This window comes from Janibacter sp. LM, from assembly GCF_039631275.1.
In the GTDB taxonomy this organism is placed as follows: Bacteria; Actinomycetota; Actinomycetes; order Actinomycetales; family Dermatophilaceae; genus Janibacter; species Janibacter terrae.
Window position 1 is genome coordinate 124,724 of sequence record NZ_JBDIVG010000009.1, and the last position, 22,882, is coordinate 147,605.

The 22,882-nt window shown below is 69.4% G+C and carries 21 protein-coding genes and 4 tRNA genes; 20 read left to right on the plus strand and 5 right to left on the minus strand.

What is annotated here, in order from left to right; genetic code table 11:
- Nucleotides 1-38 precede the first annotated feature (38 nt).
- Complete coding sequence (locus ABC138_RS06055) at nt 39-1,394, plus strand: MFS transporter (RefSeq protein ID WP_068326139.1); 1,356 nt, start codon at nt 39-41, stop codon at nt 1,392-1,394.
- A gap of 88 nt (nt 1,395-1,482) precedes the next feature.
- Here the strand turns inward: ABC138_RS06055 and ABC138_RS06060 are convergent, their stop codons facing one another.
- On the minus strand, nt 1,483-1,977 hold the full coding sequence (locus tag ABC138_RS06060) for a YajQ family cyclic di-GMP-binding protein (protein WP_068326134.1): 495 nt from the start codon (nt 1,975-1,977) through the stop codon (nt 1,483-1,485).
- Nucleotides 1,978-2,060: 83 nt separating this feature from the next.
- Between ABC138_RS06060 and ABC138_RS06065 the strand changes: the two genes are divergently transcribed.
- The 9 genes from ABC138_RS06065 (at nt 2,061) to ABC138_RS06105 (ending at nt 5,942) form a co-directional block, all read left to right on the plus strand.
- Nucleotides 2,061-2,143: transfer RNA gene (locus ABC138_RS06065), tRNA-Tyr, on the plus strand.
- A 70-nt stretch (nt 2,144-2,213) separates the two neighbouring features.
- Entirely contained in the window at nt 2,214-2,840 is a 627-nt protein-coding gene (locus tag ABC138_RS06070; protein ID WP_345913045.1) for a DNA-3-methyladenine glycosylase I, read from the plus strand.
- Between the two features lies 1 nt (nt 2,841).
- Nucleotides 2,842-3,303 (plus strand): thioesterase family protein, encoded by a 462-nt coding sequence (locus ABC138_RS06075; RefSeq protein WP_345913046.1) that lies wholly within the window; start codon nt 2,842-2,844, stop codon nt 3,301-3,303.
- Nucleotides 3,304-3,374: 71 nt separating this feature from the next.
- Nucleotides 3,375-3,447 (plus strand) — tRNA-Thr (locus ABC138_RS06080).
- Nucleotides 3,448-3,484: 37 nt separating this feature from the next.
- A tRNA-Met gene (locus ABC138_RS06085) sits at nt 3,485-3,558 on the plus strand.
- Nucleotides 3,559-3,729: 171 nt separating this feature from the next.
- Nucleotides 3,730-3,900: a 50S ribosomal protein L33 gene (rpmG, locus tag ABC138_RS06090; protein WP_068326124.1), complete on the plus strand. Its 171-nt coding sequence runs from the start codon at nt 3,730-3,732 to the stop codon at nt 3,898-3,900.
- Nucleotides 3,901-3,994: 94 nt separating this feature from the next.
- Nucleotides 3,995-4,441, plus strand: a complete 447-nt coding sequence (locus ABC138_RS06095) for a MaoC family dehydratase N-terminal domain-containing protein (protein WP_068326121.1) — start codon at nt 3,995-3,997, stop codon at nt 4,439-4,441.
- Between the two features lie 2 nt (nt 4,442-4,443).
- Entirely contained in the window at nt 4,444-4,869 is a 426-nt protein-coding gene (locus tag ABC138_RS06100; protein WP_345913047.1) for a MaoC family dehydratase, read from the plus strand.
- Complete coding sequence (locus tag ABC138_RS06105; protein WP_345913048.1) at nt 4,869-5,942, plus strand: UDP-N-acetylmuramate dehydrogenase; 1,074 nt, start codon at nt 4,869-4,871, stop codon at nt 5,940-5,942. Before ABC138_RS06100 ends, ABC138_RS06105 begins: the two co-directional genes overlap by 1 nt.
- On the opposite strand, the gene ABC138_RS06110 is transcribed toward ABC138_RS06105, so the two are convergent.
- From ABC138_RS06110 to ABC138_RS06120, 3 genes are read right to left on the minus strand one after another with little or no spacing between them, the layout of a single operon-like run.
- Nucleotides 5,939-6,982 (minus strand): adenosine deaminase, encoded by a 1,044-nt coding sequence (locus tag ABC138_RS06110; protein ID WP_345913053.1) that lies wholly within the window; start codon nt 6,980-6,982, stop codon nt 5,939-5,941. The genes ABC138_RS06105 and ABC138_RS06110 overlap by 4 nt on opposite strands.
- Nucleotides 6,979-7,482 carry a DUF5709 domain-containing protein gene (locus ABC138_RS06115; RefSeq protein WP_345913049.1) on the minus strand — a complete coding sequence of 168 codons (504 nt, stop codon included), beginning with the start codon at nt 7,480-7,482 and terminating at the stop codon, nt 6,979-6,981. Before ABC138_RS06115 ends, ABC138_RS06110 begins: the two co-directional genes overlap by 4 nt.
- A 2-nt stretch (nt 7,483-7,484) precedes the next feature.
- Nucleotides 7,485-8,780, minus strand: coding sequence for an aminotransferase (locus tag ABC138_RS06120; RefSeq protein ID WP_345913050.1), 1,296 nt, complete (start codon nt 8,778-8,780; stop codon nt 7,485-7,487).
- A 192-nt stretch (nt 8,781-8,972) separates the two neighbouring features.
- Between ABC138_RS06120 and ABC138_RS06125 the strand changes: the two genes are divergently transcribed.
- From ABC138_RS06125 to rplL, 7 genes are all read left to right on the plus strand, one after another.
- Nucleotides 8,973-9,045: transfer RNA gene (locus ABC138_RS06125), tRNA-Trp, on the plus strand.
- Nucleotides 9,046-9,100: 55 nt separating this feature from the next.
- Nucleotides 9,101-9,358 (plus strand): preprotein translocase subunit SecE, encoded by a 258-nt coding sequence (secE, locus tag ABC138_RS06130; RefSeq protein ID WP_068326108.1) that lies wholly within the window; start codon nt 9,101-9,103, stop codon nt 9,356-9,358.
- A gap of 72 nt (nt 9,359-9,430) precedes the next feature.
- A complete protein-coding gene (nusG, locus tag ABC138_RS06135) occupies nt 9,431-10,315 on the plus strand; it encodes a transcription termination/antitermination protein NusG (protein ID WP_068425519.1) in 885 nt (294 codons plus the stop codon).
- Nucleotides 10,316-10,405: 90 nt separating this feature from the next.
- Entirely contained in the window at nt 10,406-10,840 is a 435-nt protein-coding gene (rplK, locus tag ABC138_RS06140) for a 50S ribosomal protein L11 (RefSeq protein ID WP_068326103.1), read from the plus strand.
- Nucleotides 10,841-10,908: 68 nt separating this feature from the next.
- On the plus strand, nt 10,909-11,652 hold the full coding sequence (gene rplA, locus ABC138_RS06145) for a 50S ribosomal protein L1 (RefSeq protein ID WP_068326100.1): 744 nt from the start codon (nt 10,909-10,911) through the stop codon (nt 11,650-11,652).
- 278 nt (nt 11,653-11,930) lie between these two features.
- The gene (gene rplJ, locus ABC138_RS06150; RefSeq protein WP_068326097.1) at nt 11,931-12,545 is read left to right on the plus strand and encodes a 50S ribosomal protein L10; all 615 of its coding nucleotides are present in this window, start codon (nt 11,931-11,933) and stop codon (nt 12,543-12,545) included.
- A 72-nt stretch (nt 12,546-12,617) separates the two neighbouring features.
- Nucleotides 12,618-13,010 carry a 50S ribosomal protein L7/L12 gene (rplL, locus tag ABC138_RS06155; RefSeq protein WP_068425517.1) on the plus strand — a complete coding sequence of 131 codons (393 nt, stop codon included), beginning with the start codon at nt 12,618-12,620 and terminating at the stop codon, nt 13,008-13,010.
- An 87-nt stretch (nt 13,011-13,097) separates the two neighbouring features.
- Here the strand turns inward: rplL and ABC138_RS06160 are convergent, their stop codons facing one another.
- Complete coding sequence (locus ABC138_RS06160; protein WP_345913052.1) at nt 13,098-14,354, minus strand: phosphatidylserine/phosphatidylglycerophosphate/cardiolipin synthase family protein; 1,257 nt, start codon at nt 14,352-14,354, stop codon at nt 13,098-13,100.
- Between the two features lie 383 nt (nt 14,355-14,737).
- Here ABC138_RS06160 and rpoB point away from each other — a divergent pair, with 383 nt between their 5' ends.
- From rpoB to ABC138_RS06175, 3 genes are all read left to right on the plus strand, one after another.
- Nucleotides 14,738-18,220: a DNA-directed RNA polymerase subunit beta gene (gene rpoB, locus ABC138_RS06165; RefSeq protein ID WP_338538653.1), complete on the plus strand. Its 3,483-nt coding sequence runs from the start codon at nt 14,738-14,740 to the stop codon at nt 18,218-18,220.
- Between the two features lie 136 nt (nt 18,221-18,356).
- On the plus strand, nt 18,357-22,235 hold the full coding sequence (locus tag ABC138_RS06170) for a DNA-directed RNA polymerase subunit beta' (protein WP_338538652.1): 3,879 nt from the start codon (nt 18,357-18,359) through the stop codon (nt 22,233-22,235).
- A 205-nt stretch (nt 22,236-22,440) separates the two neighbouring features.
- Complete coding sequence (locus tag ABC138_RS06175) at nt 22,441-22,716, plus strand: HU family DNA-binding protein (protein ID WP_169701955.1); 276 nt, start codon at nt 22,441-22,443, stop codon at nt 22,714-22,716.
- Nucleotides 22,717-22,882: the final 166 nt, after the last annotated feature.

Sequence of the window (22,882 nt, forward strand, 5' to 3'; positions counted from 1 at the left end):
ATATACCTGAATCATCCTTCACCTACAGGAGATCACACATGACTTCACCGACAACGACGTCGGACCAGGTGCATGCGCGGGCCACGCGGAAGGCCTTCGTGCGTCTGGTGCCCCTGCTCATGGCCGCGTACTTCATGGCCTTCGTCGACCGCACCAACGTCGGCCTCGCCAAGACCTCCCTCGAGGTCGACGTCGGGATCGACGCCGCGGCGTACGGCCTGGGCGCCGGGCTGTTCTTCATCACCTATGCCGTCCTCGAGGTGCCGAGCAACCTGCTCCTGCACCGGATCGGGGCGAAGGTGTGGATCAGCCGCATCGCCGTCACCTGGGGCCTGATCACCATGGCGATGATGTTCATCTCCAGCCCGACGGTGTTCTACGTCCTGCGCCTGCTCCTCGGCGCCGCCGAGGCCGGTCTCTACCCGGGGATCATGTACCTCATCACGACCTGGTTCGCGCAGAAGGACCGCGCGACGGTCGTCGGCCTCATCCTCACCGCATCCTCGGTCGCCTTCATCGTGGCCAACCCCATCGGTGGCGCGCTGATGAAGCTGGACGGCCTGGGCGGCCTCCACGGCTGGCAGTGGCTCTTCGTGCTCGAGGGCATCCCCACCGTCCTGCTCGGCATCTACATCTTCTTCACCCTGCCCAGCTCGCCGGCCACGGCGAAGTGGCTCGAGCCCGAGGAGGCCCGGGAGCTCACCCGGCGGGCCGTCGGCGAGGAGCCGGAGGAGACGCGTCCCGGAGCGATCATCCGCAACGCGATGTCCAAGCCCTTCCTGCTGACCATCGCGGCGATCTACTTCATGAACCAGATCGCCACCTACGGCGTCATCTTCTTCGTCCCCTCGATCGTGGAGGCGATGAACGTCTCGGACAGCTTCATGATCGGGTTGATCTCCGGTGTCGTCGGTATCGGTGCCGTCATCGGCGTGCTCGTCGTGCCGCGGGTGCTCCGGCGCGACCCCGGCTCGGAGGTGCGGCTCATCGGCATCACCACCGCCGGCGCGATCGTCTTCGCCCTGATCTTCATCGCCGTCGGCAACCCGGTGGCCAAGATGATCGTCCTCAGCGCCACGATGCTCTTCATCGTCGGGGTGCAGCCGCTCTACTGGTCGGTCCTCATGGCCCGGCTCGGTGGGGTCGCGGCCGCGGCCGGGCTGGCCTTCGTCAACACGATCGGCCTGACCGGGGCCTTCGTCGGCCCGTACGCGTTCGGCCTGACCGAGAAGGCCACCGGCTCGCCCTCCTCGGGCCTGTGGGTCCTCGTCGGCGCGACGCTGCTCGGACTCCTGCTCGTCCCTCTCCTGGGACGTCTGCTGGGTCGCCACGACCGGGCGCACCCCGCCGTGGCGGAGCCGGCCACCGCGTCGATGGTGCCCGACCCCGTCTGACCGACGCGCCCCCGCACGCACCTGAACCCGCATTCCCCTAGGGCAATGCGGGTTCAGGTGCGTCCGCGCTGGCTGCGCGAAGGGGTGGTCAGCGGTAGTTCGTGAACTGCAGTGCGACGTCGAGGTCCTTGCCCTTCAGCAGCGCGATGACCTCCTGCAGCTCGTCGCGCGACTTGCCGGTGACCCGCAGCTCGTCGCCCTGGATCTGCGGCTTGATCCCCTTCGGGCCCTCGTCGCGGATGATCTTGGAGATCTTCTTCGCGTTGTCCTGGTCGATGCCCTCCTTGGTCGGGCCCGAGAGGACGTACTCCTTGCCCGAGGCCTGCGGGTCCTTGTCGCCGAAGTCGATGTTCTTCAGCGAGACCCCGCGGCGCACGAGCTTGGACTCGAAGACGTCGAGCACGGCGAGCACGCGCTCGGCGCTGTTGGCCTTGATGACGACGTTGTCGCCGCTCCACTCGATCGAGGCGCCCACACCCTTGAAGTCGTAGCGCTGGGAGACCTCCTTGGCGGCCTGGTTGAGCGCGTTGTCGACCTCCTGGCGGTCGACCTTGCTCACGATGTCGAAGCTGCTGCTGGCCATGGGTCCTCGTCACTCCTTCGGCGGTGGATCTGCCCGGATTTGCGTCCTCGGGCGGTCAACTTGCTATCCTTCCAGACGCACACGGCAGGTTGTCCGAGCGGCCAATGGAAACGGACTGTAAATCCGTCGGGTTATCCCTACGAAGGTTCGAATCCTTCACCTGCCACCCACGTGCACGCAGGCCCCCGAGGAGCGATCCCGGGGGCCTGCGTCGTGCCCGTGGCAGCATGCTCGCCATGGACGTGGTCATCGGTGAGGACGGGCTGGCGCGGCCGGCGTGGGCGCAGGGGAGCGGAGCCCACGGCGAGCTCCTGCGGCGCTACTACGACACCGAGTGGGGCATGCCCGTGCGCGACGAGCGCGGGCTCTTCGAGCGGCTGAGCCTCGAGGCCTTCCAGTCCGGCCTGTCCTGGGCCACGATCCTGGCCAAGCGGGAGTCCTTCCGCGCAGCGTTCGCCGGTTTCGACCCGGACGTCGTCGCGACCTGGGGCGAAGGGGAGGTCGCCCACCTCATGCAGGACGCCGGGATCGTGCGCAACCGCGCGAAGATCGTGGCGACGATCCGCAACGCCGGTGCGACGGTCTCCCTTCGCGCGGACGGGGGCCTGGTCGACCTCGTCTGGTCCCACCGCCCCGAGCGCACACCGATGCCGCGGACCTTCGCCGAGGTGCCGACGACGTCCGACGAGTCACGTGCCCTGGCCAAGGAGCTGAAGCGGCGGGGCTTCACCTTCGTCGGGCCGACGACGGCCTTCGCGCTCATGGAGGCCGTCGGCATCGTCGACACGCATCTGCTCGACAGCCACCGCCGCGGCACCTCCGGGCTGTGGCGGGCCGACGGGACGCCGGTGCAGGATGGCTGACGTGAGCGACACCTTCGACCGCGCCCGATACCCGTACTGGGTCACGATCCCGACCCGCTGGAGCGACAACGACCAGTTCGGCCACGTCAACAACGCCGTGCACTACTCCGTGATGGACACGGCGATCAACGACTGGCTCAAGGCGCACGGCTTCGACGTCGCCGCGGGCGGGGACACGATCAACCTCATCCCCGAGACGGGCTGCCGCTACCTCGCGGAGATCTCCTACCCCGACGCCTTCGAGGTCGGCCTGCGTGCGCTGTCCGTCGGCCGCTCGAGCGTGCGCTGGGAGTGCGCGCTCGCCCGGTCGGGCGACGGCGAGCTCGTCGCCCTCGCGACGTCCGCGCACGTCTTCGTCGACGCGACGAGCCGGCGTCCGACGGCGGTCCCGCAGGTCCTCCGGCCCGCCCTGGAGGCGCTCGTCGGCGAGGCAGCAGCGCCGGTCGAACCCCCGATTTCATGACCACGGCCCCGGGCGTGTAATCTCTCCCGAGGTCGTCCACCGGATCGCTCCTCGAAGCACTCGGTGGTCCTGCCCCCTTAGCTCAGTCGGCAGAGCGTTTCCATGGTAAGGAAAAGGTCGTCGGTTCGATTCCGACAGGGGGCTCTGGTCCGGTCCGCGCGCAGCGCAGGTCGACCGCCAAGGCGGGGTAGCTCAGCTGGTTAGAGCGCACGACTCATAATCGTGAGGTCGCGGGATCGAGCCCCGCTCCCGCTACGCAGTACCACGGTAGGCAGCCACCATCGATTTCCGGTGGTGGTCGTCCGTGGACTATTCTTGTGCGTCGCCGTGTTGAGCCGTGTGGGTCAGCAGGCCCGCACCTCCCGCCCAGCGCAGACCGGCGCCAGGCGAGTACCACCCCGAAGTGTCTGAGAGCAGGTTCTTACCGTGGCCACCAAGAGCGCCGACGTCCGCCCCAAGATCACCCTGGCGTGCACGGAGTGCAAGGAGCGGAACTACATCACCAAGAAGAACCGCCGCAACACGCCCGACCGCATCGAGCTGGCGAAGTTCTGCAACCGGTGCCGCAAGCACACCCCGCACCGCGAGACCCGCTGAGGTCCTGCACCCGCGATCCTTGACGACGCGGCCGTCGAGCACCTGCTCGGCGGCCGCGTCGTCGTGCACGGGGCACCTGCCTAGACTGTCGGGCATGGCCGTGAACGAGGACTTCCAGGGTCGGACCTATGATCCGTCGCCCCCCTTCTGCGTCGGGCGGGAGCACATCCGCGACTTCGCGGCGGCGGTCGGAGCGACCGACCCGGTGCACCACGACCTCGAGGCCGCCCGCGCCGCTGGGTACCCCGACCTCGTCGCCCCGCCGACCTTCGCGGTCATCCCCGGCCAGCGCACGGACGCGCAGTTCGTCACCGACCCCGAGGCGGGCGTCGACTACTCCCGCGTCGTCCACGGCGAGCAGCGCTTCACCCACCACCGCCCGATCGTCGCCGGCGACGAGCTGCGCGGCGTGCTGCACATCGACGCGATCCGGGCGGCCGGTGGCCACCAGATGGTGACGATGCGCAGCGAGATCATCGATGCCGACGACGCACCGGTCGCGACGAGCCTGTCGACGATCGTCGTGCGGGGAGGGGAGTGAGCATGGGCGTGCGCCGCTTCGACGACGTGAGCGAAGGGGAGTCCCTCCCCTCCCGCACCCTGCCCGTGACCCGGGCCCGGCTCGTGCACTACGCGGGCGCCTCCGGCGACCGCAACGTCATCCACTGGGACGAGCGGACCGCTCAGGCGGTCGGCCTGCCCGATGTCATCGCCCACGGCATGTGGACGATGGGCGCCGCCGTCCAGGTCGTCACCGACTGGGTCGGGGACGCCGGCCGCGTCCTCGACTACGGCACCCGCTTCACCAAGCCGGTCGTCGTCCCGCACGGCGAGGGCACGAGCCTCGACGTCACGGGCGTCGTCCGTTCGCTCGATGCCGACGCTCGTCGGGCGACGGTCGAGCTGACCGTCACGTGCCGCGGCGACAAGGTGCTCGGCCGCTGCCGCGCCGTCGTCCAGCTCGACTGATGCCGGTGACGGAGCACTGCGCCCCGCTGGCGCCGCTCACGACCATGCACGTCGGCGGGCCGGCCGACACGCTGGTCACCGCCACGACGAGCGACGAGGTCGTCGAGGCCGTCCGCGCCGCCGACGACGCGGGGACACCCCTCCTGCTCCTGTCCGGCGGGTCCAACCTCGTCATCGCCGACGCGGGCTTCGCAGGCACCGTCGTGCGCATCGCGAGCCGCGGGATCGAGGTCGTCCCCGTCGACGACGCGCACGTCGACGTGACCGTCGCCGCCGGCGAGGTCTGGGACGAGGTCGTCGCCCGCGCCGTCGCCGAGGGCTGGTCCGGCATCGAGGCGCTCTCGGGCATCCCCGGCCTGACCGGGGCGACCCCGGTGCAGAACGTCGGCGCCTACGGCCAGGAGGTTGCCCAGACGATCACGAGCGTCCTCGTCTGGGACCGCGAGGAGCAGCGCCACACGACCTTCGGCGCCGCCGACTGCGCCTTCACCTACCGCCACTCCGTCTTCAAGGCCACGAGCCGCTTCGTCGTCCTCGAGGTGACCTTCCGTCTGGGCCGCGGCGGGCTGTCCGCACCGGTGGCGTACGCGGACCTCGCCCGACAGCTCGGCGTGGAGCAGGGCGAGCGGGTCCCGCTCGCCGCCGCCCGCGAGGCGGTCCTCGTCCAGCGCGGCAACCGGGGCATGGTCCTCGACGCGTCCGACCACGACACGTGGAGCTGCGGCTCCTTCTTCACCAACCCGATCCTGCCGAGCGCGCAGATGGACCGGCTCCGCGCGCGCGCCGCGCAGCGTCTCGGCCCGGACGGGCCGGTGCCGCCCGTCTTCCCTGCGGGGGAGGGGCGGGCCAAGACGAGCGCCGCGTGGCTCATCGACCGGGCGGGGTTCGGCAAGGGCCACGGCATGCCCGGCCCGGCCGCGCTCTCGACCAAGCACACGCTGGCGATCACCAACCGTGGCGAGGCCACCGCGGCCGATGTCGCCGCCCTCGCCCGCGAGGTGCGCGACGGGGTGCGCGAGGCCTTCGGCGTCACCCTCGTCAACGAGCCGGTCTTCGTCGGCCACGAGCTCTAGGCGGCCAGCCAGGCGTCGATGTCGTCGAGGGCACGGTCGACGACCTCTCGCGGCGCCCGGCTCGCCCGGAAGGAGCCGCGGGCGAGGTCGGCGAGCTCCGCGTCGTCGAGCCCGTGCACCCGGCGCGCGGTCTCGTACTGCGCCAGCAGGCGCGAGTCGAAGAGGAGGGGGTCGTCGGCCCCCAGGGCGATGGTCGCGCCCGCGTCGACGAGCGCGCGCAGCGGCACGTCCTCGTGCTCGCGGTAGACGCCGAGCGAGACATTGGACCCGGGGCAGACCTCGAGCGCCACGCCCGCCGCGACGACGGCCTCGAGGACCCAGGGGTCCTCGGTGCTGCGGATCCCGTGGCCGAGGCGGTCGGGGCGCAGCGACTCCAGCGTCTGCGCGATCGACTCCGGGCCGAGCAGCTCGCCCGAGTGCGGCACCAGGGCCAGCCCGGCGCGGTCGGCGATGCGGAACGCCGGGGCGAAGTCGAGCGTGTCCCCCCTTCGCTCGTCGTTGGACAGGCCGAACCCGAGGACGCCCTCCGGCCCGCGCCCCGCGTACTGCGCCGCGAGACGGGCGAGCGTGCGGGCCTCGAGCGGATGGCGGATGCGGCTGGCCGCCATGAGCACGCCGACACGGGCCGACCCGGTCGCGTCGGCCGTCGTGTTCACGGAGCGCGCCTCGTCGAGGACGATCTCCATCGCCGGGGTGATGCCCCCGACGAAGGGGGCGTAGGACGTGGGGTCGACCTGGATCTCCAGCCAGCGCGAGCCCTCGGCCCCGTCGTCGAGCGCTGCCTCACGCACGATCCGCCGCATGTCCGCCTCGCCGCGCACGCAGTGGCGCGCCGCGTCGTACAGGCGCTGGAAGCGGAACCACCCGCGCTCGTCCGCCGCGGACAGGTGCGGCGGGTACTGCGAGCGAAGGGAGTCCGGCAGCCGCATGCCGTGGCCCACCGCCATGTCACGGACGGTCTCGACGCGCATCGAGCCGGTGAAGTGCAGGTGGAGGTGCGCCTTGGGCAGGGCGCGGAGGTCGCGCTCGGCGGTGCTCAGTCGCGGGGCCCGTCGCCGTCGATGATGTGCACCGCGGCCTCCTCGGCGGAGGCCGCGCCGCCGTCGACGCCGACGTCCCGGCCCCAGGCCTGGTCGTCGGTGTCCTCGTGGCTGCCCTCGTCCGGGCTCACCAGCCGACCGGCGCGGGCGTCGCCGACCTCCTGGTCGCCGAGCCAGTCGTCCTCGGCGGCGATCGCGTCAGGGTCGTCGCCGCCGACGCGGTCGGCTCCGCGCCGCCCGTCGTCATCGGTCACCGCGGCGAAGGGATCGGGCTCCTCCTGCTTCAGCCGCTCGTCGATCGTCTCGTCGACGGCCTGCTCCGCGGCGGTCACCCCGTGCGCGTAGGAGCCGCGCGCCGAGTCGGGAGGGGAGTAGCCCACGTCGAGCGCGTCCTCGTCCCCGGAGCCGGTGCCCATGAGGCTGTCCTCGGGCTGCAGCTGGTCTTCGTCGTCGAGGCTGTAGCTCGTGAGGTCGGTGTCGAGGTCCTCGCGCTCTGACATGGTCACTCCTTCGTTGCGCCCAGCTGCTCCGCCGCCGCGATCAGGACGCAGGTCGCGACCGTCTCCATGGCCTCGGTGAGCTCCGACATGGGCGGCATCGTCGGAGCCAGGCGGATGTTGGTGTCCTCGGGGTCCTCGCCGTGGGGGAAGGAGGCTCCGGCCGGCGTGAGGGACAGGCCGGCCTCCTTGGCCAGGGCGACGACCCGCGAGGCGGTGCCGGGGAGCACGTCGAGGTTGACGAAGTACCCCCCGGTCGGGGTGTTCCAGGTGGCCACCCCGAGACCACCGAGGCGCTCGGAGAGCACCCGGTCGACCTCGGCGAACTTGGGGCCGAGGATCTCGGCGTGCTTGCGCATGTGGGCTCGCACGCCCTCGGCGTCGCCGAAGAACTCGACGTGGCGCAGCTGGTTGACCTTGTCCGGGCCGATCGAGCCCTTGCCGAGGTGCTCGAGGTACCAGCGGACCTGCTCCACGGACGAGGCGAGGAAGGCGACGCCCGCGCCTGCCCAGGTGATCTTGGAGGTGGAGGCGAACATCACCGCGCGGTGCGGGTGCCCGGCGCCGGAGCACAGGGTGATGATGTCGGCGCTCTTGACCTCCTCCTGCGTGAGGTGGTGGACCGCATACGCGTTGTCCCAGAAGATCTTGAAGTCGGGCGCGGCGGTCTCCATGCCGGCCAGGCGGCTGGCGACCTCCTGGCTCACGACCGCGCCGGTCGGGTTGGAGTAGGTCGGGACGACCCACATGCCCTTGATCGAGGGGTCGGACGCCGCCAGCCGGGCGACCTCGTCCGCGTCCGGGCCGTCCTCGCGCATCGGGACGGTGACCATCTTGATGCCGAGGTCCTCGAGGAGGGCGAAGTGGCGGTCGTACCCGGGCACCGGGCAGATGAAGGTGATCTCCTCCTCCCGGGCCCACGGGCGCGGGGAGTCGATCGCCCCGAAGAGGAGCAGGTCGACGAGCACATCGCGCATCATCGTCAGCGACGAGTTGCCGCCGGCGACGATCTGGTCGGTCTCGACCCACAGCAGCTCGGCGAAGATCTCGCGCAGCTCGGTCAGGCCCGCGAGCCCGCCGTAGTTGCGCACGTCGGTGCCCGCCCGGTCCGTGGTCGCCGAGGGGAGGGAGAGCATCGGGTCGGCGAGGTCGAGCTGCGCGGCGCTCGGCTTGCCGCGGGTGACGTCGAGCTTGGTGCCCTTGGCGGCCTGGGCGGCGTGCGCCGCGCGCTGGGTCGTCGCGAGGGCGTTGAGCTCCTCGGCGGAGAGGTCGGACAGGGGGCGGCTGCTCTGCTCGGTCACGCGCCCAGTGTTCCACCTCGCGCGCGCGTGGCGACAGGGAGGCCGCCCCGGCGTGTGCTCGGTTCGCGGTGTGCGCCCTGCGTGACGTAGAGTGGCCCCTCGGTTGACTTCGACCAGACTCTCCGGCGTGCCCGTATGCGTCGAGACGAAGGGGGAGTCGACCCGGGAGACCGGCCCACCGCGGTCCCCCGAAGGGCAGTGGCTCAATTGGTAGAGCACCGGTCTCCAAAACCGGCGGTTGGGGGTTCGAGTCCCTCCTGCCCTGCGTTGCACGACACCCGTTGCGCAGCCATGTGTGAACCCGGACGAGAAGAGACGATGTGAGCCAGCTCGGAGCGCAGCCGACCAAGGCGCGGCGCGACCCGAAGGGTGGCAATCCCATCTCCCGCTTCTTCGGATCGATCGGCCTCTTCCTGGCCCAGGTCCTCGACGAGCTGCGCAAGGTCGTCCGGCCGACCCGGTCCGAGCTGATCAACTACACGCTCGTCGTCATCGTCTTCGTCGCGATCATGATGCTCATCGTGTCCGGTCTGGACGCGGTGTTCACGCGGGTCGTGCTCTGGGTGTTCGGCGGCTGACGCCGCCGCAGATGCCGCAGTCCGGGCGCACCACCGCGCCGTCGATCGAAGTGTGAAGTGAGGAAACAGGTCATGTCCGAGCAGGCCGGGACCCCCGAGCCCCAGGAGACCGAGACCGAGGGCACCTCGAGCATCGTCGCCGCCGAGCAGGCCGAGCGCGCTGCCCAGCCGCCGGCCGACCTCCCTTCGGCCCAGGACGTCGACGACGCCCGCGCCGCCGACGAGGCCCTCGAGGAGGCCGCCTTCGAGGAGGCCGCCGACGACGGCGCCGAGGCAGGCACCGCTGAGCACGACACCGCCGGCGTCGACGAGGACGGTGACGTGCTCCCCGAGGAGGCCGCCGACCCCGTGCAGGCCTTCAAGGACGACCTCGCCTCGAAGTTCGGTGACTGGTACGTCATCCACACCTATGCGGGCTACGAGAACCGTGTGAAGCACAACCTCGAGACGCGTGTCGCCAACCTCGACATGGAGGACTACATCTTCGAGGTGGCCGTCACGATCGACGAGGTCACCGAGATCAAGTCCGGCCAAAAGAAGGTGCGCAAGCAGCCGCGCATGCCCGGCTACGTCCTCGTGCGCATGGACCTGACGGACGAGTCCTGGGGCGCCGTCCGGCACACCCCGGGCGTCACCGGCTTCGTCGGCAACGCGCACGACCCCGTGCCGCTGAGCCTCGACGAGGTCTTCACCATGATCAAGCCCGCCGACCTCGACAAGCCCGCCGCGCCCAGCGCGGGCGGCGCCCCCTCCCACGACGGGCTCACCCCCGCCACCGCGGTGGACGTCGACTTCGAGATCGGCGAGTCGGTCACCGTCATGGACGGCCCCTTCGAGACCATGCCCGCGACGATCTCCGAGATCCTCCCGGAGAGCCAGAAGCTCAAGGTCCTCGTCTCCATCTTCGGCCGGGAGACCCCGGTCGAGCTCGGCTTCCACCAGGTCGCCAAGCTGTAAGGGACGTGCGGGAGCGACCTGCTCCCGTACGTCGTGCAACCGGGTCATCGCCCACGGCGTGGGCCCACAACACGAAAGCAGGAACACCGCATGCCTCCCAAGAAGAAGGTCTCCGGCTACATCAAGCTGCAGATCCAGGCGGGTGCCGCCACCCCGGCCCCGCCCGTCGGCCCGGCCCTCGGTCAGCACGGCGTCAACATCATGGAGTTCGTCAAGGCGTACAACGACGCCACGGCGGACATGCGCGGCAACGTCGTGCCGGTCGAGATCACGGTCTACGAAGACCGCTCCTTCACCTTCATCACGAAGACGCCGCCAGCCGCCGAGCTGATCAAGAAGGCCGCGGGCGTCAAGAAGGCCTCGGGCGAGCCGCACAAGGTCAAGGTCGCCTCCCTGACCGCCGACCAGGTCCGCGAGATCGCCGAGACCAAGATGCCCGACCTCAACGCCAACGACATCGACGCCGCGATGAAGATCATCGCCGGCACCGCCCGTCAGATGGGCATCGAGACCCCGGGCGTCTGACGCCCGACCCCGTGGGAGGGCCAGCGCTGGCCCGGACCACACCTCCACCACCATCCAAGGAGCAGCACATGAAGCGCAGCAAGAGCTACCGCGCCGCGGCCGAGAAGATCGACCGCGACGTCGCCTACGGCCCTCTCGAGGCGGTCCGCCTCGCCAAGGAGAGCGCCAAGACGTCCTACGACGAGACCGTCGAGGTCGTCTTCCGTCTCGGCATCGACCCGCGCAAGGCCGACCAGATGGTCCGCGGCACGGTCAACCTGCCGCACGGCACGGGCAAGACCGCCCGCGTCCTCGTCTTCGCCAACGGTGACAAGGCCGACGCCGCCCGCGAGGCCGGCGCCGACTACGTCGGGTCCGACGACATGCTCGAGAAGGTCCAGGGCGGCTGGATGGACTTCGACGCCGTCGTCGCCACCCCGGACCTCATGGGCAAGGTCGGTCGTCTCGGCAAGGTCCTCGGTCCCCGCGGCCTCATGCCGAACCCGAAGACCGGCACGGTCACGATGGACACGGCCAAGGCCGTGACCGACATCAAGGGCGGCAAGATCGAGTTCCGCAACGACAAGCACGCCAACCTGCACTTCATCATCGGCAAGGCGAGCTTCGACGAGACCAAGCTGGTGGAGAACTACCAGAGCGCGCTCGAGGAGATCCTGCGCCTCAAGCCCTCCGCCTCCAAGGGCCGCTACATCACCAAGGCCGTGCTCAGCACGACCATGGGCCCGGGCATCCTGATCGACAGCTCGCGGACCAAGAACCTGCTCGAGGAGGCCGCCCCGGTGGCCGCCGACGAGGTTCCCGCCGGCGAGTGATCCATTGCCCCGGCGAGAGCGAAGGGGGCCGCTTCCCGACAGGGGGGCGGCCCCCTTCGTCGTCGATTTGGCCGGTGCCCCGCCCTGCCGTACGCTGATCCACGACCATTGACCGTCGGTTGCCGCCCTCTGGGTGGCTGAAGGTTCCGCGAGAGCGGGCGACCCACGCAGGCCACCCGATTGCTGCACACCTCGGTGTGCGTGGAGTCCCGTGCCTGCGCCGGGGCTCCTTTTCTCGTTCCGGGCCCCGACGGCACCACACGAGAAGGGAGGCCCGCATGGCGACTGCCGAGAAGAACGCCGCCATCGCCGAGATGGCGGACAAGCTCCGCACCTCGAGCGCGGCGGTTCTCACGGAGTACCGCGGTCTGACCGTGGCCCAGCTCGCCGAGCTGCGCAACAACCTCCGTGGCAACGCCACCTACTCCGTGGTGAAGAACACGCTGGCCGAGCGCGCTGCCAAGGAGGCGGGCGTCGAGTCCGCCTTCGAGGGTCAGCTCGTCGGCCCGAACGCGATCGTCTTCGTCGAGGGTGACCCCGTCGAGGCGGCCAAGGGCCTGCGTGACTTCGCCAAGGACAACCCCCTCCTGGTGATCAAGGGTGGGCTCCTCGACGGGAACCCGCTCACGCCGGAGGACATCGAGAAGCTCGCGAAGCTTGAGTCGCGCGAGGTTCTCCTGGGCAAGCTTGCTGGGGCCATGAAGGCCAAGCTCACCCAGGCCGCATACCTCTTCAACGCGCCGCTGTCGCAGACCGCTCGGGTCGTCGACGCGCTGCGCGCGAAGGTGGAGGAGCAGGGTCCGGTCTCGACCGACGCTGCTGCGGACACCGAGGAGCCGGCTGCGGCCGACGCCTCCACCGAGACCACCCCCGAGGGTGGCGACGAGGCCTGAGGCATCCGCCTCGAGCCACAGCACATCCCCGCCACTCACGGCACAGACGTTTGACAAGAAAGGACGCCCATCATGGCGAAGCTCAGCACCGACGAGCTCCTTGAGGCCTTCAAGGAGATGACCCTCATCGAGCTCTCCGAGTTCGTGAAGCAGTTCGAGGAGACCTTCGAGGTCACCGCCGCCGCCCCGGTCGCCGTCGCGGGTGCCGCCCCGGCCGCCGCCGGTGGCGACGCTGGTGCCGAGGCCGAGGAGCAGGACGAGTTCGACGTCGTCCTCACCGCGGCCGGCGACAAGAAGATCCAGGTCATCAAGGAGGTCCGCGCGCTCACGAGCCTCGGCCTCAAGGAGGCCAAGGACCTCGTCGACGGCGCCCCCAAGCCCGTCCTGGAGAAGGTCGACAAGGAGGCCGCCGAGAAGGCCAAGGAGGCCCTCGAGGGCGCCGGCGCCTCCGTCGAGCTCAAGTGATCTCGGCCCGTCACTGACGGGCACTGATCTGCGCGAAGGGCGGGTCGCACCTCACGGTGCGGCCCGCCCTTCGCGCTGCTCCGGCGCCTACAGCAGCGGACGCCAGGGGGAGAGGACGCCCTCGGAGACCCGGGCGATGAGCGGCCTGCGGACCCACTCGGCGAGCGTGAGCTCGGTGCAGTTGCCCGAGTCCAGCTCGAAGATCTCCTCCATCCGCCGGGCGACGTCGGCGTCGAGGATCTCCATGTTGACCTCGTAGTTGCCGGCGAGGCTCAGCCGGTCGATGTTGGCGGTGCCGATCGTCGACCAGATCCCGTCGATGGTCGCGGTCTTGGCGTGCACCATCGCGTTCTCGAAGCGCAGCAGCCGCACCCCGCCCCGCAGCAGGCGCTCGTAGGTGACCCGGCTCAGCCAGTCGGCGACGATGTGGTTGCTGAAGTGCGGGACGATCACGCGCACGTCGACCCCGCGCCCGGCCGCCTGCACGAGGCTGCGGACGAAGGCGTCGTCGGGGATGAGGTAGGCGGTCGTGAGCCAGACCCGCGTGTCGGCGCGGTCGATCGCCTCGAGGTACATGTTGCGGATCGGGTAGACCATGTCGGTCGGCAGGTTGCGGTGGACCCGCATCTCCCGGCTCCACGTGCGGCGGGCCGGATGGGGGAGCGGGGGCCTGCCGTCGTAGTTGTTCCAGTAGTCGACGAAGGCGTTCTCGAGCTCGACGACCATGTCGCCCGAGAAGCGGGCGTGCGTGTCGCGCCAGCGGTTGGCGTAGTCCTGACCGATGTTGTAGCCGCCGACGTAGGCGGCGGTCCGGTCGACCACGAGCAGCTTGCGGTGGTTGCGGCCCCAGTGGCTGGGGAAGAAGAACTTCGCGCCCCCGGTCATGAGCGGGTGGCGCTTGACGTGGATGCCCTCGGGCAGGTCCCTGTAGAACGCTGGTGGGACGACGAGGTTGGCGAAGGCGTCGAAGACGACGTAGACCTCGACGCCCCGCGCGTGGGCGTCGACCAGCGCCTGGCGGAAGCGGCGCCCGACGGCGTCGTCCTTCCAGATGTAGGTCTCGAAGAGGACACGGGTGCTCGCCGCCTCGATGTCCGCCAGCATGTCCTCGAAGAGGTTCTCCCCGAAGGTGTAGATGCGCACCTCACCGCCGTCGACGGGCACCGGGTCACCGTGGCGGTGGGGGAACTCGTGGTCGGGGCGGTCCTTGCGCCGGGCGCTGTCGAAGACGATCAGGCCTGCGACAGTGGCGACCTGGGTGCCCAGGGTGGCCAGCGCGGCCCGTCGGACGACGCGCCGCACGTGCTGGCGCCGGCGACGTCGGCGAGTGGCGCGGAGCTCCATGGGCCCCACCCTAGGGCGAGGCCGAAGGGGGTGCCCCCCGCCCTCGTCCGCGGCGCGCCGCGGGTCGGCGCTGCGCGACCCGCCGGGACGAGTCTTGACGTCGCTCGCTTCGTCGTCCATCCTCATGGCGTCGAAGGATTCGGTCGCCCCGCCACCGCGGGTGTGTGGCCGATGACCACCGTCGCGCCGTCGGCTCGCTCGGGTTGGACACACGTGTGTTGATGCGTCTATGCTGTCGCTTTGCGCTGACTTGTTCCTGTCGTGCTGTCGTCGGGTCGCTCCAATCCCCTCACCGCTGAGGTGTGTCGAGCCCCTGGCGGGACGCGCGCACAGGATGCCCGAGCGCGCCGCCCGACTCTCAAGGCCCGTGGAAGGATCCATCCTTGGCTGCCTCGCGCACCGCTTCCCCGATGTCCACCGCACGGACGGCCAGTGGCCGTCTGTCCTTCGCCAAGATCCGCGAGCCCCTCGAGGTCCCCGACCTCCTGGCACTGCAGACCGAGAGCTTTGACTGGCTCCTCGGCAACGAAAAGTGGCAGGAGCGCGTCGCGGAGGCCCTCGACGCCGGCCGTCGTGACGTCCCGGAGCACCCGGGTCTGGAGGAGATCTTCGAGGAGATCTCCCCGATCGAGGACTTCTCCGGCTCGATGAGCCTCTCCTTCCGGGAGAGCCGCTTCGAGGAGCCGAAGTACTCCGTCGACGAGTGCAAGGAGCGCGACCAGACCTACTCCGCGCCCCTCTTCGTCACCGCCGAGTTCATGAACGCCGAGACCGGGGAGATCAAGAGCCAGACGGTCTTCATGGGCGACTTCCCGCTCATGACCGAGCGTGGCACCTTCATCATCAACGGCACCGAGCGCGTCGTCGTCTCGCAGCTCGTGCGCAGCCCCGGCGTCTACTTCGAGCGCACGGCCGACAAGACGTCCGACAAGGACATCTACTCGTCCAAGATCATCCCGAGCCGTGGTGCCTGGCTCGAGTTCGAGGTCGACAAGCGCGACATGGTCGGCGTGCGCGTCGACCGCAAGCGCAAGCAGTCCGTCACGGTGCTGCTCAAGGCCCTCGGCATGACCTCCGCCGAGATCCTCGAGGAGTTCGGTGACTACGAGTCCATGCGCGCCACCCTCGAGAAGGACACGGTCGAGGACCAGGACGCCGCGCTGCTCGACATCTACCGCAAGCTGCGCCCCGGCGAGCCGCCGACCCGTGAGGCCGCGCAGAACCTGCTCGACAACCTGTACTTCAACCCCAAGCGCTACGACCTGGCCAAGGTCGGTCGCTACAAGGTCAACCGCAAGCTCGGTCTCGAGGCCGAGCTGCGCTCCTCCGTGCTCACGCTCGAGGACATCGTCGCGACGCTCAAGTACCTCGTCGCGCTGCACGCCGACCAGGCGACCCTGCCGGGCACGCGTGACGGCGAGGCCATCGAGGTCCCCGTCGAGACCGACGACATCGACCACTTCGGCAACCGTCGCGTCCGCAGCGTCGGCGAGCTGATCCAGAACCAGGTCCGTACCGGTCTCTCCCGCATGGAGCGCGTCGTCCGCGAGCGCATGACCACGCAGGACGTCGAGGCCATCACGCCGCAGACCCTGATCAACATCCGGCCGGTCGTCGCCTCCATCAAGGAGTTCTTCGGCACCAGCCAGCTGTCGCAGTTCATGGACCAGAACAACCCGCTGTCGGGTCTGACGCACAAGCGTCGCCTGAACGCGCTGGGCCCGGGCGGTATCTCCCGTGACCGCGCGCAGATGGAGGTCCGTGACGTCCACCCGTCGCACTACGGCCGCATGTGCCCGATCGAGACCCCTGAGGGTCCCAACATCGGTCTGATCGGCTCGCTCGCCAGCTACGGGCGGATCAACGCCTTCGGCTTCATCGAGACCCCCTACCGCAAGGTCGTCGACGGCCGCGTCACGGACGAGATCGTCTACATCTCCGCGGACGAGGAGGACAAGGTCGTCGTCGCGCAGGCCAACGCGGTGCTGCTCGACGACGGCAACTTCGCCGAGGAGCGGGTGCTCGCGCGCACCAAGGGTGGCGAGGTCGACCAGATCCCGGCCGAGGACGTCGACTTCATGGACGTCTCGCCGCGGCAGATGGTCTCCGCCGCCACCGCGATGATCCCCTTCCTCGAGCACGACGACGCCAACCGCGCGCTCATGGGTGCCAACATGCAGCGTCAGGCCGTGCCGCTCGTGCAGTCCGAGGCCCCCTACGTGGGCACCGGCATGGAGCACCGCGCCGCGCTCGACTCCGGTGACGTGGTCCGCGCGCTCAAGGCCGGCGTCGTCACGGAGGTCTCCGCGGACCTCGTGACGGTCACGCAGGACGAGGGTGGTTCGCACACCTACAAGATGATGAAGTTCTCCCGGTCCAACCAGGGCAACAGCTACAACCAGCGCGTCATGGTCACCGAGGGTGACCGCGTCGAGGCCGGCCAGCTGATCGCCGACGGTCCGGCGACCGACGGTGGGGAGATGGCCCTGGGCCGCAACCTCCTCGTCGCCTTCATGCCGTGGGAGGGCTACAACTACGAGGACGCGATCATCCTCAGCCAGCGTCTGGTGCAGGACGACGTCCTCTCCTCGATCCACATCGAGGAGCACGAGGTCGACGCCCGTGACACCAAGCTCGGCCCGGAGGAGATCACCCGGGACATCCCCAACGTCTCCGAGGACGTCCTCGCCGACCTGGACGAGCGCGGCATCATCCGCATCGGTGCCGAGGTCCGCGACGGCGACCTGCTCGTCGGCAAGGTCACGCCCAAGGGCGAGACCGAGCTGACTCCGGAAGAGCGCCTGCTGCGCGCCATCTTCGGCGAGAAGGCCCGTGAGGTCCGCGACACGTCGATGAAGGTCCCGCACGGCGAGACCGGCACGGTCATCGCGGTCAAGGTCTTCGACAAGGACGAGGGCGACGAGCTGCCCCCGGGCGTCAACCAGCTCGTCCGCGTCTACGTGGCCAACAAGCGCAAGATCACCGACGGTGACAAGCTCGCCGGCCGCCACGGCAACAAGGGCGTCATCTCCAAGATCCTCCCGGTCGAGGACATGCCCTTCCTCGAGGACGGCACGCCGGTCGACGTCGTGCTCAACCCGCTCGGTGTCCCCGGTCGCATGAACATCGGGCAGATCATGGAGCTGCACCTCGGGTGGGCCGCCAGCCGCGGCTGGGACATCGAGGGCTCGCCCGAGTGGGCCCAGATGATCCCCGACGACGCGCGCCAGGCCCCGGCCGACACGCGTGTCGCCAGCCCCGTCTTCGACGGTGCCCGCGAGGAGGAGATCGCCGGTCTGCTCGACTCGACGACCCCGACCCGCGACGGTGTTCGCTTGATCGACAGCAGCGGCAAGGCGCAGCTCTTCGACGGCCGCACCGGCGACCCCTACCCGGCCCCGACCTCCGTCGGGTACATGTACATCCTCAAGCTGCACCACCTCGTGGACGACAAGATCCACGCGCGCAGCACGGGGCCGTACTCGATGATCACCCAGCAGCCGCTCGGTGGTAAGGCCCAGTTCGGCGGCCAGCGCTTCGGCGAGATGGAGGTGTGGGCCCTCGAGGCCTACGGCGCCTCCTACGCGCTCCAGGAGCTGCTGACGATCAAGTCCGACGACGTCACCGGTCGCGTCAAGGTCTACGAGGCCATCGTCAAGGGCGACAACATCCCGGAACCCGGTATCCCGGAGTCCTTCAAGGTGCTCATCAAGGAGATGCAGAGCCTCTGCCTCAACGTGGAGGTCCTCAACTCCGAGGGCGGCACCATCGAGATGCGCGACAACGAGGACGACGTCTTCCGCGCGGCCGAGGAGCTCGGCATCGACCTGTCCCGGCGCGAGCCGAGCAGCGTCGAGGAGGTCTGACCCTCCGGGGGGTCCACGGCCCAGCGGGCCATGGACCCCTCGGACCCCCTCGACAGCCCGCCCGGTCACCCTCACGGTGACCCAGGGCCACAGAACTTATCGAGTCATCCTCGACAACGAGAGAAGGAAGCACGAAGTGCTGGACGTCAACTTCTTCGACGAGCTGCGCATCGGTCTGGCCTCCGCGGAGGACATCCGTAACTGGAGCCACGGCGAGGTCAAGAAGCCCGAGACCATCAACTACCGCACCCTCAAGCCTGAGAAGGAGGGCCTCTTCTGCGAACGGATCTTCGGTCCGACGCGGGACTGGGAGTGCTCCTGCGGCAAGTACAAGCGGGTCCGCTTCAAGGGCATCATCTGCGAGCGCTGCGGCGTCGAGGTCACTCGCGCCGGCGTGCGGCGTGAGCGGATGGGCCACATCGAGCTCGCCGCCCCCGTCACCCACATCTGGTACTTCAAGGGCGTCCCCTCGCGCCTGGGGTACCTGCTCGACCTGGCCCCGAAGGACCTCGAGAAGGTCATCTACTTCGCGGCCTACATGATCACGAGCGTCGACGTGGACCAGCGCCACACCGACCTGCCCTCGCTCGAGGCCCAGATCGAGGCCGAGAAGAAGGAGCTCGAGAACCGCCGCGACGCGGACGTCGAGACCCGCGCGCAGAAGCTCGAGAAGGACATCGCCGAGCTCGAGGCCGAGGGCGCCAAGTCCGACGCCAAGCGCAAGGTCCGCGACTCCGCCGAGCGCGAGATGAACCAGATCCGCAAGCGTGCCGACCAGCAGGTCGAGCGCCTCTCCCAGGTCTGGGACCGGTTCAAGAACCTCAAGGTCCAGGACCTCGAGGGCGACGAGGTCCTCTACCGCGAGATGCGCGACCGCTTCGGTCTGTACTTCGAGGGCGGCATGGGTGCCGCGGCGATCCAGAAGCGTCTGGAGACCTTCGACCTCGAGGCCGAGTCCGACAAGCTGCGCGAGATCATCGCCACCGGCAAGGGGCAGAAGAAGACCCGTGCGCTCAAGCGCCTCAAGGTCGTCACCGCCTTCCTCACCACCGACAACAAGCCCGCGGGCATGGTCCTGGATGCCGTCCCGGTCATCCCCCCGGACCTGCGCCCGATGGTCCAGCTCGACGGTGGCCGGTTCGCCACGTCCGACCTGAACGACCTGTACCGCCGGGTCATCAACCGCAACAACCGCCTCAAGCGCCTGCTCGACCTCGGTGCGCCCGAGATCATCGTCAACAACGAGAAGCGGATGCTGCAGGAGGCCGTCGACAACCTCTTCGACAACGGTCGTCGTGGTCGCGCGGTCACCGGCCCGGGCAACCGGCCGCTGAAGTCCCTGTCCGACATGCTCAAGGGCAAGCAGGGTCGCTTCCGTCAGAACCTCCTCGGCAAGCGCGTCGACTACTCCGGCCGTTCGGTCATCGTCGTCGGCCCGCAGCTGAAGCTGCACCAGTGCGGTCTGCCGAAGGCCATGGCGCTCGAGCTCTTCAAGCCCTTCGTCATGAAGCGGCTCGTGGACCTCGACCACGCCCAGAACATCAAGTCGGCCAAGCGCATGGTCGAGCGGCACCGTTCCGTGGTCTGGGACGTCCTCGAAGAGGTCATCACCGAGCACCCGGTCCTGCTCAACCGCGCGCCCACGCTGCACCGTCTGGGCATCCAGGCCTTCGAGCCGCAGCTCATCGAGGGCAAGGCCATCCAGATCCACCCGCTCGTCTGCACCGCCTTCAACGCGGACTTCGACGGTGACCAGATGGCCGTCCACCTCCCGCTGAGCGCCGAGGCGCAGGCCGAGGCCCGGATCCTGATGCTCTCGAGCAACAACATCCTCAAGCCGGCCGACGGTCGACCCGTCACGATGCCGACCCAGGACATGATCATCGGGCTCTTCCACCTCACCTCCGAGGTGGACCTGGAGACCGAGCACCCTCGCGCCTTCTCCTCGACGGCCGAGGCCCGCATGGCCTACGACGCCGGGGCGATCAAGATCGGCACGCCGATCCGGGTCCGCCTGCACGACATCGTCCCCACGGCCGGGCAGCTCCCCGAGGGCGCCGAGACCGACGAGCAGGGCCGCGTCACCAGCTGGACCGCGGAGACCACCCTCGGCCGCGCCCTGTTCAACGGGACGCTGCCGGAGGACTACCCCTTCGTCAACGAGCCGGTGGACCGCAAGCGCCTGTCGACGATCGTCAACGACCTCGCCGAGCGCTACACCAAGGTGCAGGTCGCGGCCTCCCTGGACGCCCTCAAGGAGGCCGGCTTCCACTGGGCCTCCCGCTCGGGCACCACGGTCGCGCTGTCCGACGTCGTCACGCCGCCGCGCAAGCCCGAGATCCTCGCGGCCTACGAGGAGAAGGCGACCAAGGTCCAGAAGCAGTACGAGCGCGGTCTGATCACCGACGACGAGCGTCGCCAGGAGCAGATCGAGATCTGGACCCAGGCCACCAACGAGGTCTCCGCAGAGATGCAGGAGAACTTCCCGAAGGACAACCCGATCTACCGGATGGTCTCCTCGGGTGCCCGTGGTAACTGGTTCCAGCTGCGTCAGATCGCCGGTATGCGCGGCCTCATGGCCAACCCGAAGGGCGAGATCATCCCGCGCCCGATCCGCACGAACTTCCGTGAGGGTCTGTCCGTCGTCGAGTTCTTCATCTCGACGCACGGTGCGCGCAAGGGACTGGCCGACACCGCCCTTCGTACCGCCGACTCCGGGTACCTCACCCGTCGTCTCGTCGACGTCTCCCAGGACGTCATCGTCCGCGAGGACGACTGCGGGACCGAGCGCGGCCTGACGATGCCGATCGCGCAGTTCGACGAGCTCACCGGCACCCGTCGCCTCCACGACGACGTCGAGTTCACCGTCTACGCGCGCTGCGTCGCCAGTGACGTGGAGCACGAGGGCCAGGTCCTGGCGCCGGCCGGGTCCGACCTCGGTGACGTCGTCATCGACCGCCTCTACAAGGCGGGTGTCGACGAGGTCAAGATCCGCTCGGTCCTCACCTGCGAGTCCAAGGTCGGTACGTGCGCCAAGTGCTACGGCCGCAGCCTGGCCACCGGCCAGCTCGTCGACATCGGCGAGGCCGTCGGCATCATCGCGGCCCAGTCGATCGGTGAGCCCGGCACCCAGCTGACGATGCGGACCTTCCACACCGGTGGTGTGGCAGGTGACGACATCACGCAGGGTCTGCCGCGTGTCGTCGAGCTCTTCGAGGCGCGCACCCCCAAGGGTGTGGCCCCGATCGCCGAGGCCGACGGCAAGGTCACGATCGAGGAGACCGACAAGGGTCGTCGCCTCCTGCTCGTCGCGGACCGCGACGGCGAGGAGCACGCCTACCCCGTGAGCAAGCGTTCGCGCCTGCTCATCGAGGACGGTCAGCGCGTCGAGGTCGGCACCCAGCTCGTCCAGGGCGCCATCGACCCGAAGCAGGTCCTGCGCATCCTCGGCCCGCGCCAGGCGCAGAAGCACCTGGTCGACGAGGTGCAGAACGTCTACCGCCAGCAGGGTGTGTCGATTCACGACAAGCACATCGAGGTCATCGTCCGGCAGATGCTGCGCCGGATCACGATCCTCGAGTCGGGTGACACCGGTCTGCTCCCGGGCATGCTCGCCGAGCGGGGTCGCTTCGAGACCGAGAACCGTCGCGTCGTCTCCGAGGGCGGGCGTCCGGCCTCGGGTCGTCCGGAGCTCATGGGGATCACCAAGGCCTCGCTGGCCACGGACTCCTGGCTCTCCGCCGCCTCCTTCCAGGAGACGACCCGCGTCCTCACCGAGGCCGCGATGGAGGGCCGCTCCGACCCGCTGCTGGGTCTGAAGGAGAACGTCATCCTCGGCAAGCTCATCCCCGCCGGTACGGGCCTGCCCCGCTACCGCAACGTGGACGTCGAGCCCACCGAGGAGGCCAAGGCGGCGATGTACTCGCTGCCCAGCTACGACGAGTACGCCTACCCGGTCTTCGGTCCCGGTTCGGGCGAGGCGATCCGCCTCGACGACCTCGACCTGGACGTCTGAGTCGACGCACCTCCCACGAAGGGGGTCCCACCGCGGTCGCGGTGGGACCCCCTTCGTCGTGTGGCTGCCGGGACGGGTGGGGCTGCGATGCCCGGATCTGGCGGAAAATCAAGGGAAACACGCCGTAGGGCAAGTCGACGAGGCCCGCGTTTTCGTGGTTGATTGGTCTCTGTTCGATTCACGAACTTCAAGGATGGAGATCCACATGAACAAGTCTGAGCTCGCCAGCGCCGTCGCCGAGAAGGCGGGCGTGTCCGCCTCCGCGGCGTCCGAGGTCATCACCGCCCTCCAGGCGGTCCTGTCCGAGTCCGTCGGCAAGGGCGAGAAGGTCACCGTCCCCGGCTTCTTCAGCCTCGAGCGCGTCGAGCGCGCCGAGCGCAAGGGTCGCAACCCGCAGACCGGTGCCGAGATGACGATCCCCGGTGGCTACGCCGCCAAGCTCACCGCCGGCAGCGCCCTCAAGGCCGCCGCGAAGGGCTGATCCCAGCCGCTGCACGAAGGGGGCCGGTCACCGTCGAGGTGACCGGCCCCCTTCGTGCTGCCCGCAGTGCCGTGGGGGAGGATGAGCGCATGACCGAACCCGACCGCCGCCACCCGATGTCGGTGCGCGCCACCGCGGCCCGCTGGGGTCTGGGGGCCGTGCTCGT